The organism is Lentzea indica, from assembly GCF_012184385.1.
GTDB classification, from domain to species: Bacteria; Actinomycetota; Actinomycetes; order Mycobacteriales; family Pseudonocardiaceae; genus Lentzea; species Lentzea indica.
In genome coordinates this window covers 12,527-27,778 of sequence record NZ_VSRL01000110.1, presented here as the reverse complement: position 1 = coordinate 27,778, position 15,252 = coordinate 12,527, and the positions used below count along the sequence as shown (strand labels likewise).

Annotated in this window: 11 protein-coding genes and 1 pseudogene; 7 read left to right on the top strand and 5 right to left on the bottom strand. The window is 70.2% G+C overall.

Annotated features, from left to right (window positions below; all coding sequences use genetic code 11):
• The 5 genes from FXN61_RS26930 to FXN61_RS26910 form a co-directional block, all read left to right on the top strand.
• A partial coding sequence (locus FXN61_RS26930; RefSeq protein WP_167976814.1) for a DUF4132 domain-containing protein occupies positions 1 to 2,973 on the top strand: 2,973 nt, incomplete at its 5' end.
• A complete protein-coding gene (locus FXN61_RS26925) occupies positions 2,970 to 4,040 on the top strand; it encodes an ATP-binding protein (RefSeq protein WP_223165618.1) in 1,071 nt (356 codons plus the stop codon). The genes FXN61_RS26930 and FXN61_RS26925, both read left to right, overlap by 4 nt.
• The gene (locus FXN61_RS26920; RefSeq protein WP_167976813.1) at positions 4,040 to 6,253 is read left to right on the top strand and encodes a DUF5682 family protein; all 2,214 of its coding nucleotides are present in this window, start codon (positions 4,040 to 4,042) and stop codon (positions 6,251 to 6,253) included. The genes FXN61_RS26925 and FXN61_RS26920 overlap by 1 nt, the downstream gene beginning before the upstream one ends.
• On the top strand, positions 6,250 to 7,353 hold the full coding sequence (locus FXN61_RS26915; protein WP_167976812.1) for a VWA domain-containing protein: 1,104 nt from the start codon (positions 6,250 to 6,252) through the stop codon (positions 7,351 to 7,353). Before FXN61_RS26920 ends, FXN61_RS26915 begins: the two co-directional genes overlap by 4 nt.
• A complete protein-coding gene (locus FXN61_RS26910) occupies positions 7,350 to 9,155 on the top strand; it encodes a YehQ family protein (RefSeq protein WP_167976811.1) in 1,806 nt (601 codons plus the stop codon). The genes FXN61_RS26915 and FXN61_RS26910 overlap by 4 nt, the downstream gene beginning before the upstream one ends.
• Before the next feature lie 144 nt (positions 9,156 to 9,299).
• Here the strand turns inward: FXN61_RS26910 and FXN61_RS52775 are convergent.
• The 3 genes and pseudogenes from FXN61_RS52775 to FXN61_RS26900 form a co-directional block, all read right to left on the bottom strand.
• Positions 9,300 to 9,677, bottom strand: a pseudogene (locus FXN61_RS52775) (BTAD domain-containing putative transcriptional regulator); the annotation flags it as partial.
• A 680-nt stretch (positions 9,678 to 10,357) separates the two neighbouring features.
• Entirely contained in the window at positions 10,358 to 11,236 is an 879-nt protein-coding gene (locus FXN61_RS26905) for an ArsR/SmtB family transcription factor (RefSeq protein ID WP_167976810.1), read from the bottom strand.
• A 137-nt stretch (positions 11,237 to 11,373) separates the two neighbouring features.
• Positions 11,374 to 11,928: a TetR/AcrR family transcriptional regulator gene (locus FXN61_RS26900; protein ID WP_167976809.1), complete on the bottom strand. Its 555-nt coding sequence runs from the start codon at positions 11,926 to 11,928 to the stop codon at positions 11,374 to 11,376.
• 211 nt (positions 11,929 to 12,139) lie between these two features.
• Between FXN61_RS26900 and FXN61_RS26895 the strand changes: the two genes are divergently transcribed.
• Positions 12,140 to 13,381, top strand: coding sequence for an MFS transporter (locus FXN61_RS26895; protein ID WP_312878015.1), 1,242 nt, complete (start codon positions 12,140 to 12,142; stop codon positions 13,379 to 13,381).
• Here the strand turns inward: FXN61_RS26895 and FXN61_RS26890 are convergent.
• Positions 13,329 to 13,490 (bottom strand): hypothetical protein, encoded by a 162-nt coding sequence (locus tag FXN61_RS26890; protein ID WP_167976808.1) that lies wholly within the window; start codon positions 13,488 to 13,490, stop codon positions 13,329 to 13,331. The genes FXN61_RS26895 and FXN61_RS26890 overlap by 53 nt on opposite strands.
• A 19-nt stretch (positions 13,491 to 13,509) precedes the next feature.
• Between FXN61_RS26890 and FXN61_RS26885 the strand changes: the two genes are divergently transcribed.
• Positions 13,510 to 14,118: a hypothetical protein gene (locus FXN61_RS26885; RefSeq protein WP_167976807.1), complete on the top strand. Its 609-nt coding sequence runs from the start codon at positions 13,510 to 13,512 to the stop codon at positions 14,116 to 14,118.
• Here FXN61_RS26885 and FXN61_RS26880 read toward each other — a convergent pair.
• Positions 14,108 to 15,241: a glycerate kinase family protein gene (locus tag FXN61_RS26880; protein WP_167976806.1), complete on the bottom strand. Its 1,134-nt coding sequence runs from the start codon at positions 15,239 to 15,241 to the stop codon at positions 14,108 to 14,110. The two genes, FXN61_RS26885 and FXN61_RS26880, sit on opposite strands and share 11 nt — an antisense overlap.
• Positions 15,242 to 15,252 lie beyond the last annotated feature (11 nt).

The following is a 15,252-nucleotide window of genomic DNA, read 5'->3' as shown; positions in this document are numbered from 1 at the left end:
CGGCCGGATCCGGTGGGGGCGGCCGCGATCGCGGCCGTCATCACGAGCGGCGTGGAATCCGTGCACGCCTGGATCGCCGACCACGGCGTCGTGTTCGCCGCCGAGGCCGCGGTCGAGTTCACCGGCCTGATCTCCATCCCGGAGTGGATTCCGCAGCAGAACACGTGGGGCAACGAGCGGCTGCAGTCGCGCGGCGGCTACTTCCACGTCACCTTCGACAGCGTCGAGGGCAAGATGCTCACGGCGGTCCGCTATGCCCTCGCGGTCGCGGACGCCACCGAGCGCGACGCCGCGGAGGCCGCGCTGGACCGGCTGACCGCGACCAACGCGAAGCTGACGCGGGCGTACCTGATGCCCTCACGAACCGACTGGTTCCAGGAGGCACTCCACACGCCGAACGCGAACTCACGGTGGTGGATGCTTCCCTGCAGCGCCGGCACCTACGACGAGTTCGAGCACGCGCAGTTCACGGTGACCGCTCCCGCGTTCGTCCTGCACACAGCTCTCTACGTCCTGGGTCCGGCGGTCGCGCCACTGCTGGCCAAGGAGCTCGACCAGACGTATCAACGGGCGGAGAGCCGCAAGCAGGCGTTGAAGGTGCTCGCGATGCTGCCCACCGACGAGGCGTTCACGATCCTGCTCGACCGGCTGGACACCAAGTACGTGCGTCCGGCGCTGTTGTCCGCGATGGCGGCGTTCCCGGCGCGGGCTGCACGGTTGCTCGGAGAACGCGCCTCCGGGAACGACGATGTGCGGCAGCTGCTGAGCGTGCACCTGATGAGCCAGCCCCACCTCGAAGCGCCGGCCGGCTTCACCGCGGTCGAATCCGGCTCGGTGCCGGAAGCACCGGCGGAGGCGTTGCCGTCGTTGCTGGTGTCGCCGCCGTGGGTCCACCGCAAGCCGCCGGCGAAGGCGGTGATGGTGCCGGACCTTCCGGTGCCGGGTCCGTCGATCGTGTGGGAGCCGGGCGAGCGGGAGCAGTGGCTGAAGCCCGGTCACTGGAACACCCACCTGACCTGGCAGCACCTGCTGTCGGAGTTCAAGGCGGGCCGGATCGGATATCGGATGTTCGACCTGGTCGCCCTGGCTCCCGAGGACGAGGTGCGGCATCTGCTGGCGGACTGGGAGCCGAAACTGGGCTGGAGCGCCGACTCCACGGGCAGGTTTCTGGCCGCGAAGTTCGGTGTCGACGCCCTGCCTCCCCTGCTGCGGGTCGTCGAGTCGAACTCGAACGCGGCCGTGGTCGTGCTCCCGTTCGCCACGTCCGAGGTCGCCACGCTGATGGCGGACTGGCTGGTGCGGCTCAAGCAGGTGCGCAAGGTCGCGCTCGACTGGCTGGCCCGGCACAGGGAGATGGCCGCGCGCTTCCTCATTCCCGCCGCCCTGGGGAAGCCCGGCGCCGAACGCCGCAACGCCGAGACCGCGATCCGTCACCTGCACGGCCTGGGGGTGGACGTGGTGGCAGTCGCCCCCGGTCCTGCGGCGGCCGCCGCCCTTCAGACCTTCCTGGACGTCGACCCGGTCGACGTGCTGCCGGCCAAGGTGCCGGTGATCGGCGAGTGGGCCGACACCCGTCTGCTGCCCCAGGTCATGCTGCGCGACCGCAAGCACGCTCTGTCCCCCGAGGCCGCGTACAACCTGCTGATGACGGCCGCGCTGTCCAAGCCGGGCGAGGTCTACGCCGGCCTGCGGATCGCCCGCGACGCACTTGACCGGGACTCGCTGGCGGAGTTCGCGTGGGCAGTTTTCCAGCGCTGGCAGGAAGTCGGCGCGCCCTCGAAGGAGGGCTGGGCGCTGACCGCGCTCGGATGGTTCGGCGACGACTCCACGGTTCGCGCGCTGTCGCCGTTGATCCGCACCTGGCCGGGCGAGAGCCAGCACGCCAAGGCGGTCGCGGGTCTCGACGTCCTCGCCGACATCGGCACCGAGGTCGCCCTGTCCCACCTGAACAGCATCGCCGAAAAGGTGAAGTTCAAGGGCCTCAAGGAACGCGCCCAGGAGAAGGTCGCCCAGATCGCCGCCGAGCTGGGCCTGTCCCGCGACCAGCTGTCCGACCGCCTCGTCCCCCGGCTCGGCCTGGACGACGCCGCGACTCTGATCATCGACTACGGCCCCCGCCAGTTCACCGTCGGCTTCGACGAACAGCTCAAACCCTATGTCCTCGACCCGGACGGCAAGCGCCGCAAGGACCTCCCGAAACCCGGCGCCAAGGACGACCAGGAGCTCGCGCCGCTGGAACACAAGCGGTTCACGGCGTTGAAGAAGGACGTCCGCACCATCGCGTCCGACCAGATCCAGCGCCTCGAACGCGCCATGGTCGACCAGCGCACCTGGACCGTGGACGAGTTCCAGACCGTGCTCGCCGCTCACCCGTTGCTCTGGCACCTGGTCCGCCGCCTGGTCTGGATCACCGACGCGGGCATGTCCTTCCGTCTGGCAGAAGACCGCACCCTCGCCGACTCCGGCGACGACGAGTTCACCCTCCCCGCGGACGCGACGGTCCGCGTCGCCCACCCGGCAGACCTCCAGGAGACCGCCGAAGCGTGGGGCGAGGTGTTCGCCGACTACGAGATCCTCCAGCCGTTCCCGCAGCTGGGCCGCCCGCTGCACCGGCTGGCGTCCGGCGAGGACCTGCTGCCCCACCTGAAGAAGTACTGCGACACGCCCTACCCGATCGGCAAGATCCTCGGCCTCACCAAGAAGGGCTGGGTCCGCGGCGAACCGCAGGACGCCGGTGTCGAATGCTGGATCACCCGCCCGTTCCCGGACGGCGGCGCCCTCGTCGCCTCCCTCGAACCCGGCATCGCGGTCGGCGCCATCGACGTCTTCCCCGAGGTCGGTTTCAGCAACGTGTGGTTCTCACCCGGCGGTCACGGCGATTGGTCCGCACCGAAGGACGCACCGGCCACCTACGAGGTCGACCCGATCACCGTCTCCGAGCTCCTTTCCGAACTGGAGTCCCTGCAATCATGACCAGCACCCAGACGATGCAGCGCCCGCCGGCGGAGGTCCGCTACGCCGACGAGCTCGCCCGGCTTCGTGACGCCGACACCGCGCCCAAGCCACCGGGCTGGGCGTTGAGCCTCGACGCCGCGCGCCGGTTCGTCGTGGGCGACGACAAGCGCGGCATCATCAAGAAGTTCGTGGGCGATCCGTCCCTTGTGGACAGAGCATTGGTCACGCTGGCCACCAGCAGAGGCCTGATGCTCGTCGGCGAGCCGGGCACGGCCAAGTCGCTGCTGTCCGAGCTGATCGCGGCGGCGGTCTGCGGCGAGTCGACGCTCACCATCCAGGGCGGTGCGGCGACCACCGAGGACCAGATCAAGTACTCGTGGAACTACGCGTTGCTGGTGGCGGAAGGGCCTTCGCCCCGCTCGCTCGTGCCGGCGCCGATGCTGCGGGGCATGGCCGAGGGCAAGATCGTGCGGTTCGAGGAGATCACGCGCTGCCCGCTGGAGGTGCAGGACTGCATGCTGTCGATGCTGTCCGATCGCGTGATGGCGATCGGGGAGCTGAACGGACCGGACGGCATGGTGTTCGCGCAGGACGGGTTCAACGTGATCGCCACGGCGAACACGCGGGACCGCGGCGTCAACGAGATGAGCGCGGCGCTGAAGCGGCGGTTCAACTTCGAGACGGTGTTCCCGATCGCGGACTTCGACACCGAGCTCGCGCTGGTCGAGCAGGAGGCGGCGAAGCTGCTGGAGCGCTCCGGTGTGGAGCTCGCACCGAAGCGGGACGTGCTGGAGGTCCTGGTGCGGACGTTCCGCGATCTGCGTGAGGGCAACGACAGGCTCACCACGGTCATGAGCACGGCGGAGGCGGTGTCGGTGGCGCACGCGGTGGGCCTCAGGGGGTGGTTCCTGCGCGAGGAAACCGGATCGGCCGCGGACGTCGTCGAGTGCCTCGCGGGGACGGCGGCCAAGGACAACGCGGAGGACCTGGCACGGCTGCGGCGATACCTGGAGCAGCACGCGCCCCGGCGCAAGGGCAAGCAGTGGCAGGAGCTGCACCAGGCTCGGCACCTGCTGCCCGGCTGATGGGGGCCGTGTTCGTCGGCGTCCGGCACCACAGTCCCGCCTGTGCCCGGCTGGTCGCCGACACCATCAGGACTCAGCAACCCGCGTACGTGCTGATCGAGGGGCCCGCCGACTTCAACGAACGCATCGACGAGCTGCTGCTGGGACACGAGCTGCCGGTGGCGTTGTTCAGCTACTCGGACGAGCACGCGTCGTGGTCGCCGTTCTGCGACTACTCGCCGGAGTGGGTGGCGATCACCGAGGCGCGCAGGTGCGGGGCTGAGGTCAGATTCATCGACCTACCCGCGTGGCACGAGGCGTTCCGCGATGTCAGCAACCGGTATGCCGACGCGGAGTTGCGGTACGCCGAGGTGGTCGAGCGGTTGTGCCAAGAGTTCGCGGTCGACAACGTCGACGTGCTGTGGGACCACCTGTTCGAGTGCGAGGCCGAGCCGAAGGGGATGGACGAGTACTTCGACCTGCTCCGCGGCACGGCCACCGCGGACGACGGCGACTCGGCGCGCGAGGAGTACATGGCGAGCTGGGTCCGGGCCGCGGTCGACCACGCGCGAGGAAAGCCTGTCGTCGTGGTCACCGGCGGCTTTCACACGCCCGCACTCAAGGCCAAGCTCGAAGGCGGTCCAGAAGGCGACACCGACTGGCCCAAGGTGCCGGAGCGAGAGAAGGGCGCCAGCTACCTCGTGCCGTACTCGCACGCACGACTGGACGCGTTCACCGGGTACCAGTCCGGCATGCCGTCACCCGGCTACTACCAGCAGGTGTGGGAGAAGGGGTCGCAGCGCGCGGCGGACTGGCTGGTCCAGTCGGTCGCGACGCGGCTGCGCCGGAGGCAGCAGCCGGTGTCGACGGCGGATCTGATCGCGGCGCACACCCAGGCAGGAGCGCTGGCGAGGTTGCGCGGGCACGAGAACCCTGCGCGCACGGACGTGCTGGACGGGCTGACCAGCGCGTTGATCTCCGAGGACCTCACCCAGCCACCGCCGTGGACCCGGCGCGGCACGCTGCGGCCCGGCGCGCATCCCGCGCTCGTCGAGATGATCGGGGCGCTGCGGGGCGACAAGGTCGGGCGGTTGCACCCGAGCACTCCGGCGCCGCCGCTGGTCAACGCCGTGCAGGAGCTGCTCAGGGCGCACGGGCTCGATCAGGAGGGCAAGGTCGCGCTCGACCTCACGGACGCGGAAGCGTTGGAGCGCAGCAGGATTCTGCACCGGCTGCGGGTGCTGCGGATTCCCGGCTTCGAGCGCACGAGCGGGCCGTCCGAGGGCGCGCAGCCACAACTCGACGAGCAGTGGGTGCTCAGGCCTGGTGAGGAACGGCTGGCGGCGTTGATCGAGGCCGCCGAGCACGGCGCCACGCTGGAGGAAGCCGCCGGGGTGGCGCTGGAACGGCGGGCACGGCAGGCCCAGCTCGAGCAACTCGCCGGGATCCTGTTCGACGCGGTGCTGTGCGGGATCTCCACGTTGTCCGGCAGGGTCAAGGAATCCCTCAACGAGGGCGTCAGGGAGACGGGTGATCTGGCGGCGCTGGGGCACGTCCTGAGCGGAGTGCTCGGGCTGTGGCGGCACGACAGGTTGTTCGGCACCAAGAAGGATCCGTTGCTGGGCGCCGTGATCGACGCGGGCACGACCAGGGTCCTGTGGCTCATCGAAGGTCTGCACGGCGGGCCCGCGCCGGCTGATCCGCAGCGGCTCAAGGCGATGGCGGCGACCAGAGACTCGGTGCTGCACGCGAAGTCCGCGCTGTCACTGGACCTGGCGGACGTCACGGGCGTGGCGACCCGCGTGAGCAACGACGTGCAGGCCCCGCCGGATCTGCGCGGTGCGGCGCTCGGGCTCGCCTGGACACTGGGCACCAAGCCGGACGTGCGGAGGGTGCGCGGCATCGACGCGCTCGGCGACTGGCTCGCCGGGTTGTTCGCGGTGGCACGCGAGGAGGTGCTGGCGAGCCCTGATCTGGTCGGGGTGCTGGACGAGCTGGTCAGCGCGATGACCGAGGAGGAGTTCCTGGTGGCGCTGCCCGCGTTGCGGCTCGCCTTCAGCTACTTCCCGCCCAGGGAACGGGAGACCATCGCGGCCACCGTTCTCGACCATCGCGGCGTCGAGGGCGACGTCAGGGGCATCACCCGGCTCACCACGGATCCCATGGTCGTGGCGGAGGCGATGGCGGTGGAACGGCGCGTCGACGCGCTGCTGGTGAAGGGCGGGCTGGCATGACGGACCTGGAACGCTGGCGGCTGATCCTCGGCGAACCCGCGTCGCGCTGCACCGGCGGCCTGAAGGACCAAGCGGCACGCCGGGACGCCGCGCTGGAATGGCTCTACGGGCGTGACCCCGAGCTGGCCGAACGCGGCGTGCGCAAGGGCGGCAGCGACGACTCGGTGCTGCAGACCGTCGACTGGCTGGACGAGGTCCACAGCCTCTTCCCCAAGGAGACGATCGAACGGCTGGAGCGCGACGCCGTCGAGCGGTACGAGATCACCGACGTCGTCACGGATCCCGATGTGCTGCAACGGATCGAGCCGAACCCCGCCCTGCTGCGCGCGGTGCTGCGGACCAAGCACCTGATGAACCCCGCCGTGCTCGCGATGGCGCGCAAGATCGTCGAAGCGGTCGTGAGACAGCTGATGGAGAAGCTGAAGACCGAGGTGCGCACGGCGTTCAGCGGCACGAGGTCGCGTCGGCCGAGCATCCACCGCAACTCGCGCAACTTCGACTTCCGGGCCACCATCAGGGCGAACCTTCAGCGCTACCAGCCGGAAGAGCGCAAGCTCGCGATCGAGCACCCGAAGTTCGTCTCCCGCACCAGGCGGCATCTCGAGCAGTGGCAGGTCGTCCTGCTCGTGGACCAGTCGGGGTCGATGGTCAGCTCGGTGATCCACTCGGCGGTCACCGCGGCCTGCCTGTGGGGGCTGCCGGGGCTCAAGACGCACCTCATAGCCTTCGACACCAACGTGGTCGACCTGACGTCCGACGTGACCGACCCGGTCGAGCTGCTGATGAAGGTGCAGCTCGGCGGTGGCACGGACATCGCCAAGGCAACGGCCTACGGCGCCGGGCTCGTCGACAACCCGCGCCGCGCGATCGTGGCGATCATCAGCGACTTCTACGAGGGCGGCAACGCCACGCACCTCGTCCGCACGGTGAAGGGCCTGTGCGAGCAGGGCACGCACGTCCTGTGCCTGGCGGCGCTGGACGAGGAGGCGAACCCGGACTACGACCGCGCGCTGGGCCAGCGCCTCGCGAACGCCGGCGCACACGTCGGCGCGATGACCCCCGGCCAGCTCGCGGAATTCGTTGCGGAGAAACTCAAGTGACCAGACCCGACCTGCTGGCACTCACCCCGGACGCGCTCGCGGCGCTGGCCAACCGCGGTCTGGTGAAGCGCGCGGCCAAGGAGCTCGACGCGGGTGTCGTCCCCGCCCTCGACACCGATCCGGCCGGTGCCGTTCAGGGCAAGTTCCCGGACGGCACCACAACCACCCTGCCGCCGGGCACCACCCTGGACGCGGCGCGGTGCAGCTGTGGTGCGGCGGGTGTGTGCCGGCATCGGATCGCGGTGGTCCTCGCCTACCAACGCACTCAGGAGGCCACCGCACCGGTCGAGCTGTGGTCGCCGGGCACGGTGACCGACGAGGACCTGGTGGCGTTGATGGGCGAACGCACGCTGCGCCGCGCCCGCAGGGCGTTGCAGGCCGGCTACCGCGCCAAGCTCCGCCGCCCGACCGCGGACGATCAGACCGCGCAGGCAGAGCTTCCCACCTGCACGGTGACGTTCCTGGTGCCCGGCGACCTGTCCTACGTCCACACGGACGCGGTCAACCGGGACGAGGCGATGGCGCTCGCGGTGTGGGCGTTCCGCGAGGCGGACGCTCACCGGAGCGACACCGTCGACGTCGGCGGATCTCCCACCACCGCAACGGATCTGACCGCGGTCACCGATCTGCTCGACCAGTTGCTGCTCGACGGCGCCACCAACGCGAGCGAGGTGCTGGACGTCGCGTGGCAGCGCCTGCACCGCGACCTGAGCGCCCAGCGCCTGCACTGGCCGGCGGCGGTGATCACCGATCTGCTCGCCCAGCTGGAGGCGTATCGCCGGCGAAGCGCCGGCTACGAGGCAGAGCTGTTCGCCGCGCTGCTGACCGAGCTGCACGCCAGGACCACCGCGACCGGTCCGCGTGCCGAGGTCCTCGGTCCCGACGAACCCGCCGAGACACCGCTGCGCAGGGTCCGGCTGACCGCACTGGGTGCACGGGTGCGCACCGAGAACACCGCCGACGTCTACTTCGCCTCCGGCGACGTGGTTCTGGTTCAGCGGGACACTCCCCTGCGGACCGGCCACCGGCTGGCCGCGTCGAACGTCGTGTCCGAGTCGGCGACCCGCAGCGCGAGCCGCGCGGTGACGTTGAAGACGAGCAGGGTCGCGAAGACCTCGCTGACCCCGGTCGGCACGGCGTGGGACCACCTGCCGCGGGCGCTGGTGATCGACGACTACGACGCTGCCTCCGCGCACCTCGCCGGACTGCCGCCACGCCAGGTCCGCGCGAGGGTCGAGGCGGAGCTCGTCCGTGCGGTCCGCGTCGCCGAGGTGTCCGACCTGGCCTACGACCCCGCTGCGCAACGACTCACCGCCACGCTGCGCAGTCCTGCCGGCACCTCGTGCGTCCTCCAAGCGACCCACCGGGCGGTGGCGCCGCACTCGCTCGACGCACTGGCGGAAGCGTTGCGCGCCAACCCGACGACGGTCACCGGCAGCGTCCGCAGGCATCGCGGCACCCTGGTCGTGGACCCGCTCGCCGTGCACACCGGCGTGGGAGTCGTGGTGCCGGACCTGGCGACGGGCACGTCTTCGCAACCGCTACCGCCGGGCGTCACGACCGCCGATCCGTTGAGCGCGGCGATCGACAGCGCGCTGACGGTGTTAGCCGAGGCTGCGCACCGAGGCCTGGACCACCTCACGGACAGCCTGCTCGGTCGCGTGCGCGAGGTCGCCGCGCACCTGCACCGCACGGGCCTGCGCACGGCGGCGGCCCAGCTCACGGCGTTCGCCGACGCCCCGGCCTCGCGGACTTGGCTCGGCGCGCATCTGAGGCTGCTGGTCACCGCCGATGCTCGATGACAGAACTGACGCTGTCGGGTCGATGCGTTGCGACAGCGCGTAGTCCTCAGCGGCCTCGGACACCCGTCCGAGCCGTTCCAGCACGAACCCCCGGAGGTAAGCAGCACGCGCCGCACCCCAACCCCCGAGCGCCACGCCACGACCGTAGGCCTCCACCGCGTCGTCGAGGCGGCCGCAGGCGGCCAGCGCATCGCCCAGCAACGCCCACGTCCTGTCGTCGCCGGGACTGAGCCCGACCAGTTCCTCGGCGTACCCGGCCGCGCGCTGCCCGAGGCCGACGGCGAGATGGGTCCGCACCAGGAAGCAGTACAGGGCGTAGGCCTCGTCCGCCCACGCCAGCCGGTCGATCTCGGCGTCGCCCGGCGTGATCGAGGTCAGGCCCTCCAGCGCACGCCCGAGCAGCCGGTGCGTCTCGCTGATGTCCCGCCGCACAAAGGGAACGGCGGCGATCGCCCGATGCAGCCGCACCCGGTTCAGTGCGCAGGAGAACCCTTTCTGCGGCAGCTCCGACGAGGCCTTCATCGCGAGCGCCGCACCGGCCTGCAGGGAGGTGGAGTCGGCACCACGGGCCGCGTGGCGGAACACCACGAACAACGCGAGATCCCGCCGGGTCTCGGGAGGAAGGGAGGATCGGGCGCCCCGCAGCGCCAGCGCTTCCACCGCGGAGGAGGGCAGGTGGCAGCGCAGCACGGCGAGCTGCTCCAGGGCCAGTTCCGCGGAGAGCACGTGCTTGCGGGAGTCGATCACGCTCAACCCGATCACCGAGGCCGCGCGCTGCGGATATCCCAGGCGCAGCAACAGATCGCAGGCGACACGGCGCTCGGCCGTGCGCAACGAGCCGAGCGAGCGTTCGTGCACCCGCCACCACAGTTCGGAGGCCAGGTCGACCGGGAACGTCGTCATGTCCGCGCCGACGCCGTCGAGCCGGCCCCAGCTGGCCGCCGTGAGCAGCCGCAACTGGGCGGACGGCGGTGACTCGAAACGCGGAACTCCCGCTGACGCACCGACCACGAACGCTTTCGCCATCGCGTGGGTGATCCGCGCGTGCAGTGCGGAGGTGGGGCCGGGAGCGGAGAGTCCTGCGTAGACACCACAGGCGACGGGAACCTCGGCGGTGCGCAGGGCGCGCAGCCGGGCGGCCAGCGCGCGGGGACTCGGGTCGGTGCGGTACCGCGGCATCGCGATCATGCGTGCCTCCAGGTTCAGTTCAGCAGTTCCCAGCCACGTCTTGTCAGGCGGTGGCGGACCGACCGGCCGTTGCGGTGCGTGGAGACGAAACCCGCGGTGCGCAACGCGGTGGCGTGCTGCGACGCCGTCGGCAGGCTGATGCCCACGTGCTTGGCGAGTTCGGTGGTGGTGCGTTCGCAGGTCAGCGCCCGCAGCACCAGCGTCCGGGTGCGCCCCAGGGCGAGCTCCAGGCTGGCGCCGCCCGGCTGGGGTGTCGCCACGGGGTAGAAGAGCAGCGGCTGCGGTTCGGCGAACATCGACACCGCGGGGCGGGTCAGCCCGTTCAGCACCGGCACGATGAGCATCCCCGTGCCGCGCAACGAGATCTCGGTGTCCCAGCCCAGTTCGACGTGCAACACCGGTGAGGTCCACGAGATCGACGGGTGCAGGTTGCCGAGCAGGTCTCCCAGCCCGCGCATGACCGCCTGCGACGACCGCAGCCGCACCTCGGCGTCGAACGCCTGCCGCGTCTCCGGCCAGTTGTTCTCCAGCAGATCGCGAAAGCCCGAGTTCAGCGCCGAACGCAGGTCCTGGCGCGAGGTCGGGGTGCCGGCCGCGAACGACCTCAGCCACGGAGACGTCGTGCCGAGCATGCTGGCGATCTGGTCGCGCACCCGTGTGGAGGGCACGCCGAGCACCTGACGCACGGCCTCGTCGAAGTCGGGGCGCGCGGCGTTGAAGAAGTCCGGGATGAACCGTCCCGGCCGGACGAGCTCGGCGAGCGGGCGGATCTGCGGCAGCAGCAGGCGGTCCCAGTTACCGCTGTGCACCTTGAACACCAGCTCGTACATCGGCAGCGGTGCCGACGCGAAACGGGTCCGCGCCAAATCTTCCAACTCGAAGAGAATCGTCAACCCACGCCCCTTGGGCGCGGGTTCGGACAACACTATCGGCATTTGCTTCCCCCCGGAGTGCAACCACTTCCGACGGTACGCAGATCTCGTTGTCCAGTGTCAGAGTTGTTCCAGTTGACAACGTTCGGTGGACAAACTCAGACGAGCGGTCCCGGCTGCTCGGTGAGCTTCAGCAGCAGGTCACGGGTCTGCGCCCGCTCCTCTGGCGATTCCTGACCACGCCACAGCAGATCAGCGAGCGTCACTCCATCGAGTGCACGCGAAATCAGATCAGCACGCTGCGGATGCAGCCCGTCCGAATCGGTCTGCTGCCGCCAGCGGGTCGCGGCCACGTCCAGGCGCTGCTGCAGTTCGGGAACGCCGAGCAATGCCGTTACGACAGACGGGTGAGACCACAGGTCGTCGGGTTCGAAGGTCGCCCGGATGTGCGCGCGGGTCCACCGGCCAGGGGTGTCCTCTGGTTCGAGAAGGCGCGCGACCGTCGCGTCGTAGTGGTCGAACCAGTCGTCGATCAAGCCGACGATCAACGCCTGCTTCGTGCGGAAGTGGTGCAGCAAGCCCCCCTTGGACACGCCCGCCTCCTTGGCGACTGCATCGAGGCTGACACCGGGCCCGTGCGCGATCAACGCGCGTGCAGCCGCCTCGATCACTTCGCGGCGAGTGCGGGGCGCATTGCGCTGTTCTCCGGGCATGTGATCAACCTATCGTTTGCTTAGCCGACCGTCTGGACGGTACGTTACTTTACAGACCACTTGGTCGGCTAAGGGGGTTGGACATGCGAAAGTGGGCAGCACTGGGCGTGCTCGCGCTCGCGCTGTTGTTGATCGCCGTCGACGGCACGGTGCTGGCTCTCGCGCTGCCCGCGCTCCAGCACGACCTGGCGCCAACCGCGGCGGAGGTGCTGTGGATCGGCGACATCTACTCGTTCGTGTCGGCGGCCTGCTCATCACGATGGGCACACTCGGCGACCGGATCGGCCGCAAGAAACTGCTGCTCACGGGCGCGTTCAGCTTCGGTGTCGCATCGTTGCTGGCCGCCTTCGCACCGTCGGCGGGCTGGCTGATCGTGGCCCGCGCCCTGCTCGGCGTGGCGGGCGCGACGATCATGCCGTCAACGCTGTCGATCATCCGCAACCTGTTCACCGACCCCGCGGAACGCACGCGTGCGGTGGCGGTGTGGGCGGCGATGGCGACGGCGGGCGCCGCGCTGGGGCCGCTGATCGGCGGGATGCTGCTGGAGCACTTCTGGTGGGGCTCGGTGTTCATCATCAACCTGCCGGTGATGGCACTGCTGCTCGTGTTCGGCGCGTGGTGGCTGCCCGAGTCCCGTGACCCTTCACCCGGACCGTTCGATCTCGTGTCGGCCCTGTTGTCGGCGGTGGGCGTGGTGCCGCTGGTCTACGCGATCAAGGAGGTCGCGCTGGTCGGTCCCACCTGGACAGCGCTGTTCGCCGGACTCGTCGGCGTCGCGGGGCTGTGGCTGTTCGTGCGGAGGCAGCAGTCGTCGGCGCACCCGATGATCGACGTGGCGCTGTTCCGCAAGCCGGCGTTCAGCGGTGCCGTGAGCGCCAGCATGATCGCGATCTTCGCGCTGACCGGGCTGGTGTTCTTCCTGTCGCAGTACTTCCAGAACGTGCTGGGCTACTCGCCGCTGGAAGCCGGCCTGCGCGAACTACCGCTCGGAATCGCCGGCATGCTCGTGATCGCGGCGATCGGGCCGGTCGTGCGACTGCTCGGCGCCGGACGCGCGATCGCACTCGGACTACTGGTCAGCGCGGGCGGACTGATGATCATCGGTTTCTCGTCGGGATACGGCGCGATCGCGGTGGCGCTGGTGGTCCTGGGCGCAGGCGTCGGCCTCGCGTTGACGCTGACGACGGACGCCGTGGTGTCGGCCGTGCCCGCCGACAAGGCCGGTGCGGCGTCGGCGGTCTCGGAGACGGCCTACGAACTGGGCGCGGCGCTGGGAATCGCGGTGCTCGGAACCGTGTTGTCGGCGTGGGCCCGCTCCGGCACGTTCACGGAGGCGATGCAGGGCACGTCGCTGGTGGCGGCCGTGCTGCTGGCCGTGGCTTCCTGGGTTGCCTACCGGCTCATTCCGAGCGGCTCGACGCCTCGGCCAGCCGTTCGTGCAGACGCTCCCTGACCTGGTCCGGGGTGTAGGCGGCGCGGCGCCGCTGGTTGCGGGCGACGACCACGCCGCTCGCCGCGACACCCGCGAAGGCGGCCAGACCGATCACCTTCCACAGCTTCATGTGCCTAGGCTACGTGGTTATGGCGACAACCCTGGACGAAGCCGTGGAGATGACCCGCACCGGTGACGTGTGGGTGTTCCGCGGTCGCAGCGCCGCGGACCGGGCGATCCAGGCCATGACGAACAGCCCGGTCAACCACGTGGGCATGGCGATCGTGCTGGACGACCTGCCGCCGCTGATGTGGCACGCCGAGCTCGGCAAGTCGCTCGAGGACATGTGGGCCGGCACCCACCAGCGCGGCGCCCAGCTGCACGACCTGCGCGACGCCGTGGTGACGTGGCACGACAAGTACGGGCAGCGGGTGTGGCTGCGGCAGCTCGACCACGTCGTGACGCGTGAGATGGAGGACGCGGCACTGCAGACGGTCGCGCGGCTGGACGGCACGCCGTTCCCCTCGACCGCGAAGCTCGCCTCGCGCTGGCTGCGCGGGCGGCTTCCGTCGCGGCCCAAGGACTCCTCGCTGGAGAGCGCGTTCTGCGCCGAGATCGTGGCGGTGACGTACGAGGAGATGGGGTTGCTGCCCAGGCGCCGCCCCAACTGGTACGACCCCGGCCGCTTCTGGAGCGGGGACGACCTTGAGCTGCTGGGCGGCGCCAAACTCGGTGCGGAGATCGCGGTCACCGTGTGAGGGCCGCTCCGACCAGCACGAGCCGTAGCGTGCGTTCCGTGGCGTCCGTCAGCAGCTCCGCGGTCCTGGCCATCGCGGTGTCCAGGGCGACCGGTGCGGCGATGATGCTGGCGTAGGCGTCGATGCCGACGTCGTGGTTGGCGCGGGCGTTCTCACCGATCGTGCCGGCGAGCGCGATCACGGGCTTGCCGTGCCTCTTCGCCCTGCGAGCGACCTCGGCAGGGACCTTGCCGTGCGGGGTCTGGCCGTCGATCGCGCCTTCCGCGGTGATCACCAGGTCGGCGTGCGGCAGGCGGGCGTCGAGATCGGAGTGTTCGAGGATCACGTCGAAGCGCGGCACGAGGGTCGCGTTCAGCGCGTGCAGGCCCGCGCCGAGTCCACCGGACGCGCCGCCGCCCGGGATGGTCCGGACGTCCCCGAGCAGATCCGCCCAGTTGTCGAGCGCCTCGGAAAGTTGCTCGACCTGACTCGGCGTCGCGCCCTTCTGCGGGCCGAACACCCTTGCCACGCCTCGTTCGCCGCACAGGACGTTGTGCGGGTTGCAGGCCACGGTGATCTCCGCCTTGTCCAGTCTCGGGTCCACATCGGACAGATCGATCGCGCGGGCGTTGATCAGAGCCGCTCCCCCGCGTTCGATCTCACGGCCTTGCGCGTCGGTGATGCGGGCTCCGAGCGCCTGCAACGCACCGGCGCCACCGTCGGACGTGCCGGAGTCGCCGCAGCCGACAAGGACGCGGTCCACGCCAAGGTCCAGTGCGGCACGGATGAGTTCGCCGACTCCGTACGTCGTGGTGCTCGCCGGGTCGCGATGATCCTTCGGCACGAGCCTGAGACCGGCCGCCGCCGCCATCTCCACGACAGCCGTGCGCGGTCCGGGACCACCGAGCAACGCGAAGTGCGATGGCACGGGCTCGCCGATCGGCCCTGTCACGAAGGTGGGGATCAGCGTGCCGCCGGTGGCCTCCGCGAGCGCCTTGGCCGAACCTTCGCCGCCGTCGACCAACGGCACTTTGTCCACGACGGCACCGGGAACCGCCCGGTGGATGCCTGCGGCGATGGCGTCAGCGACCGCACATGCGTCGAGAGACTCCTTGAAACCGCTGGGAGCAACGAGAAAACGCATGATGACCTCTC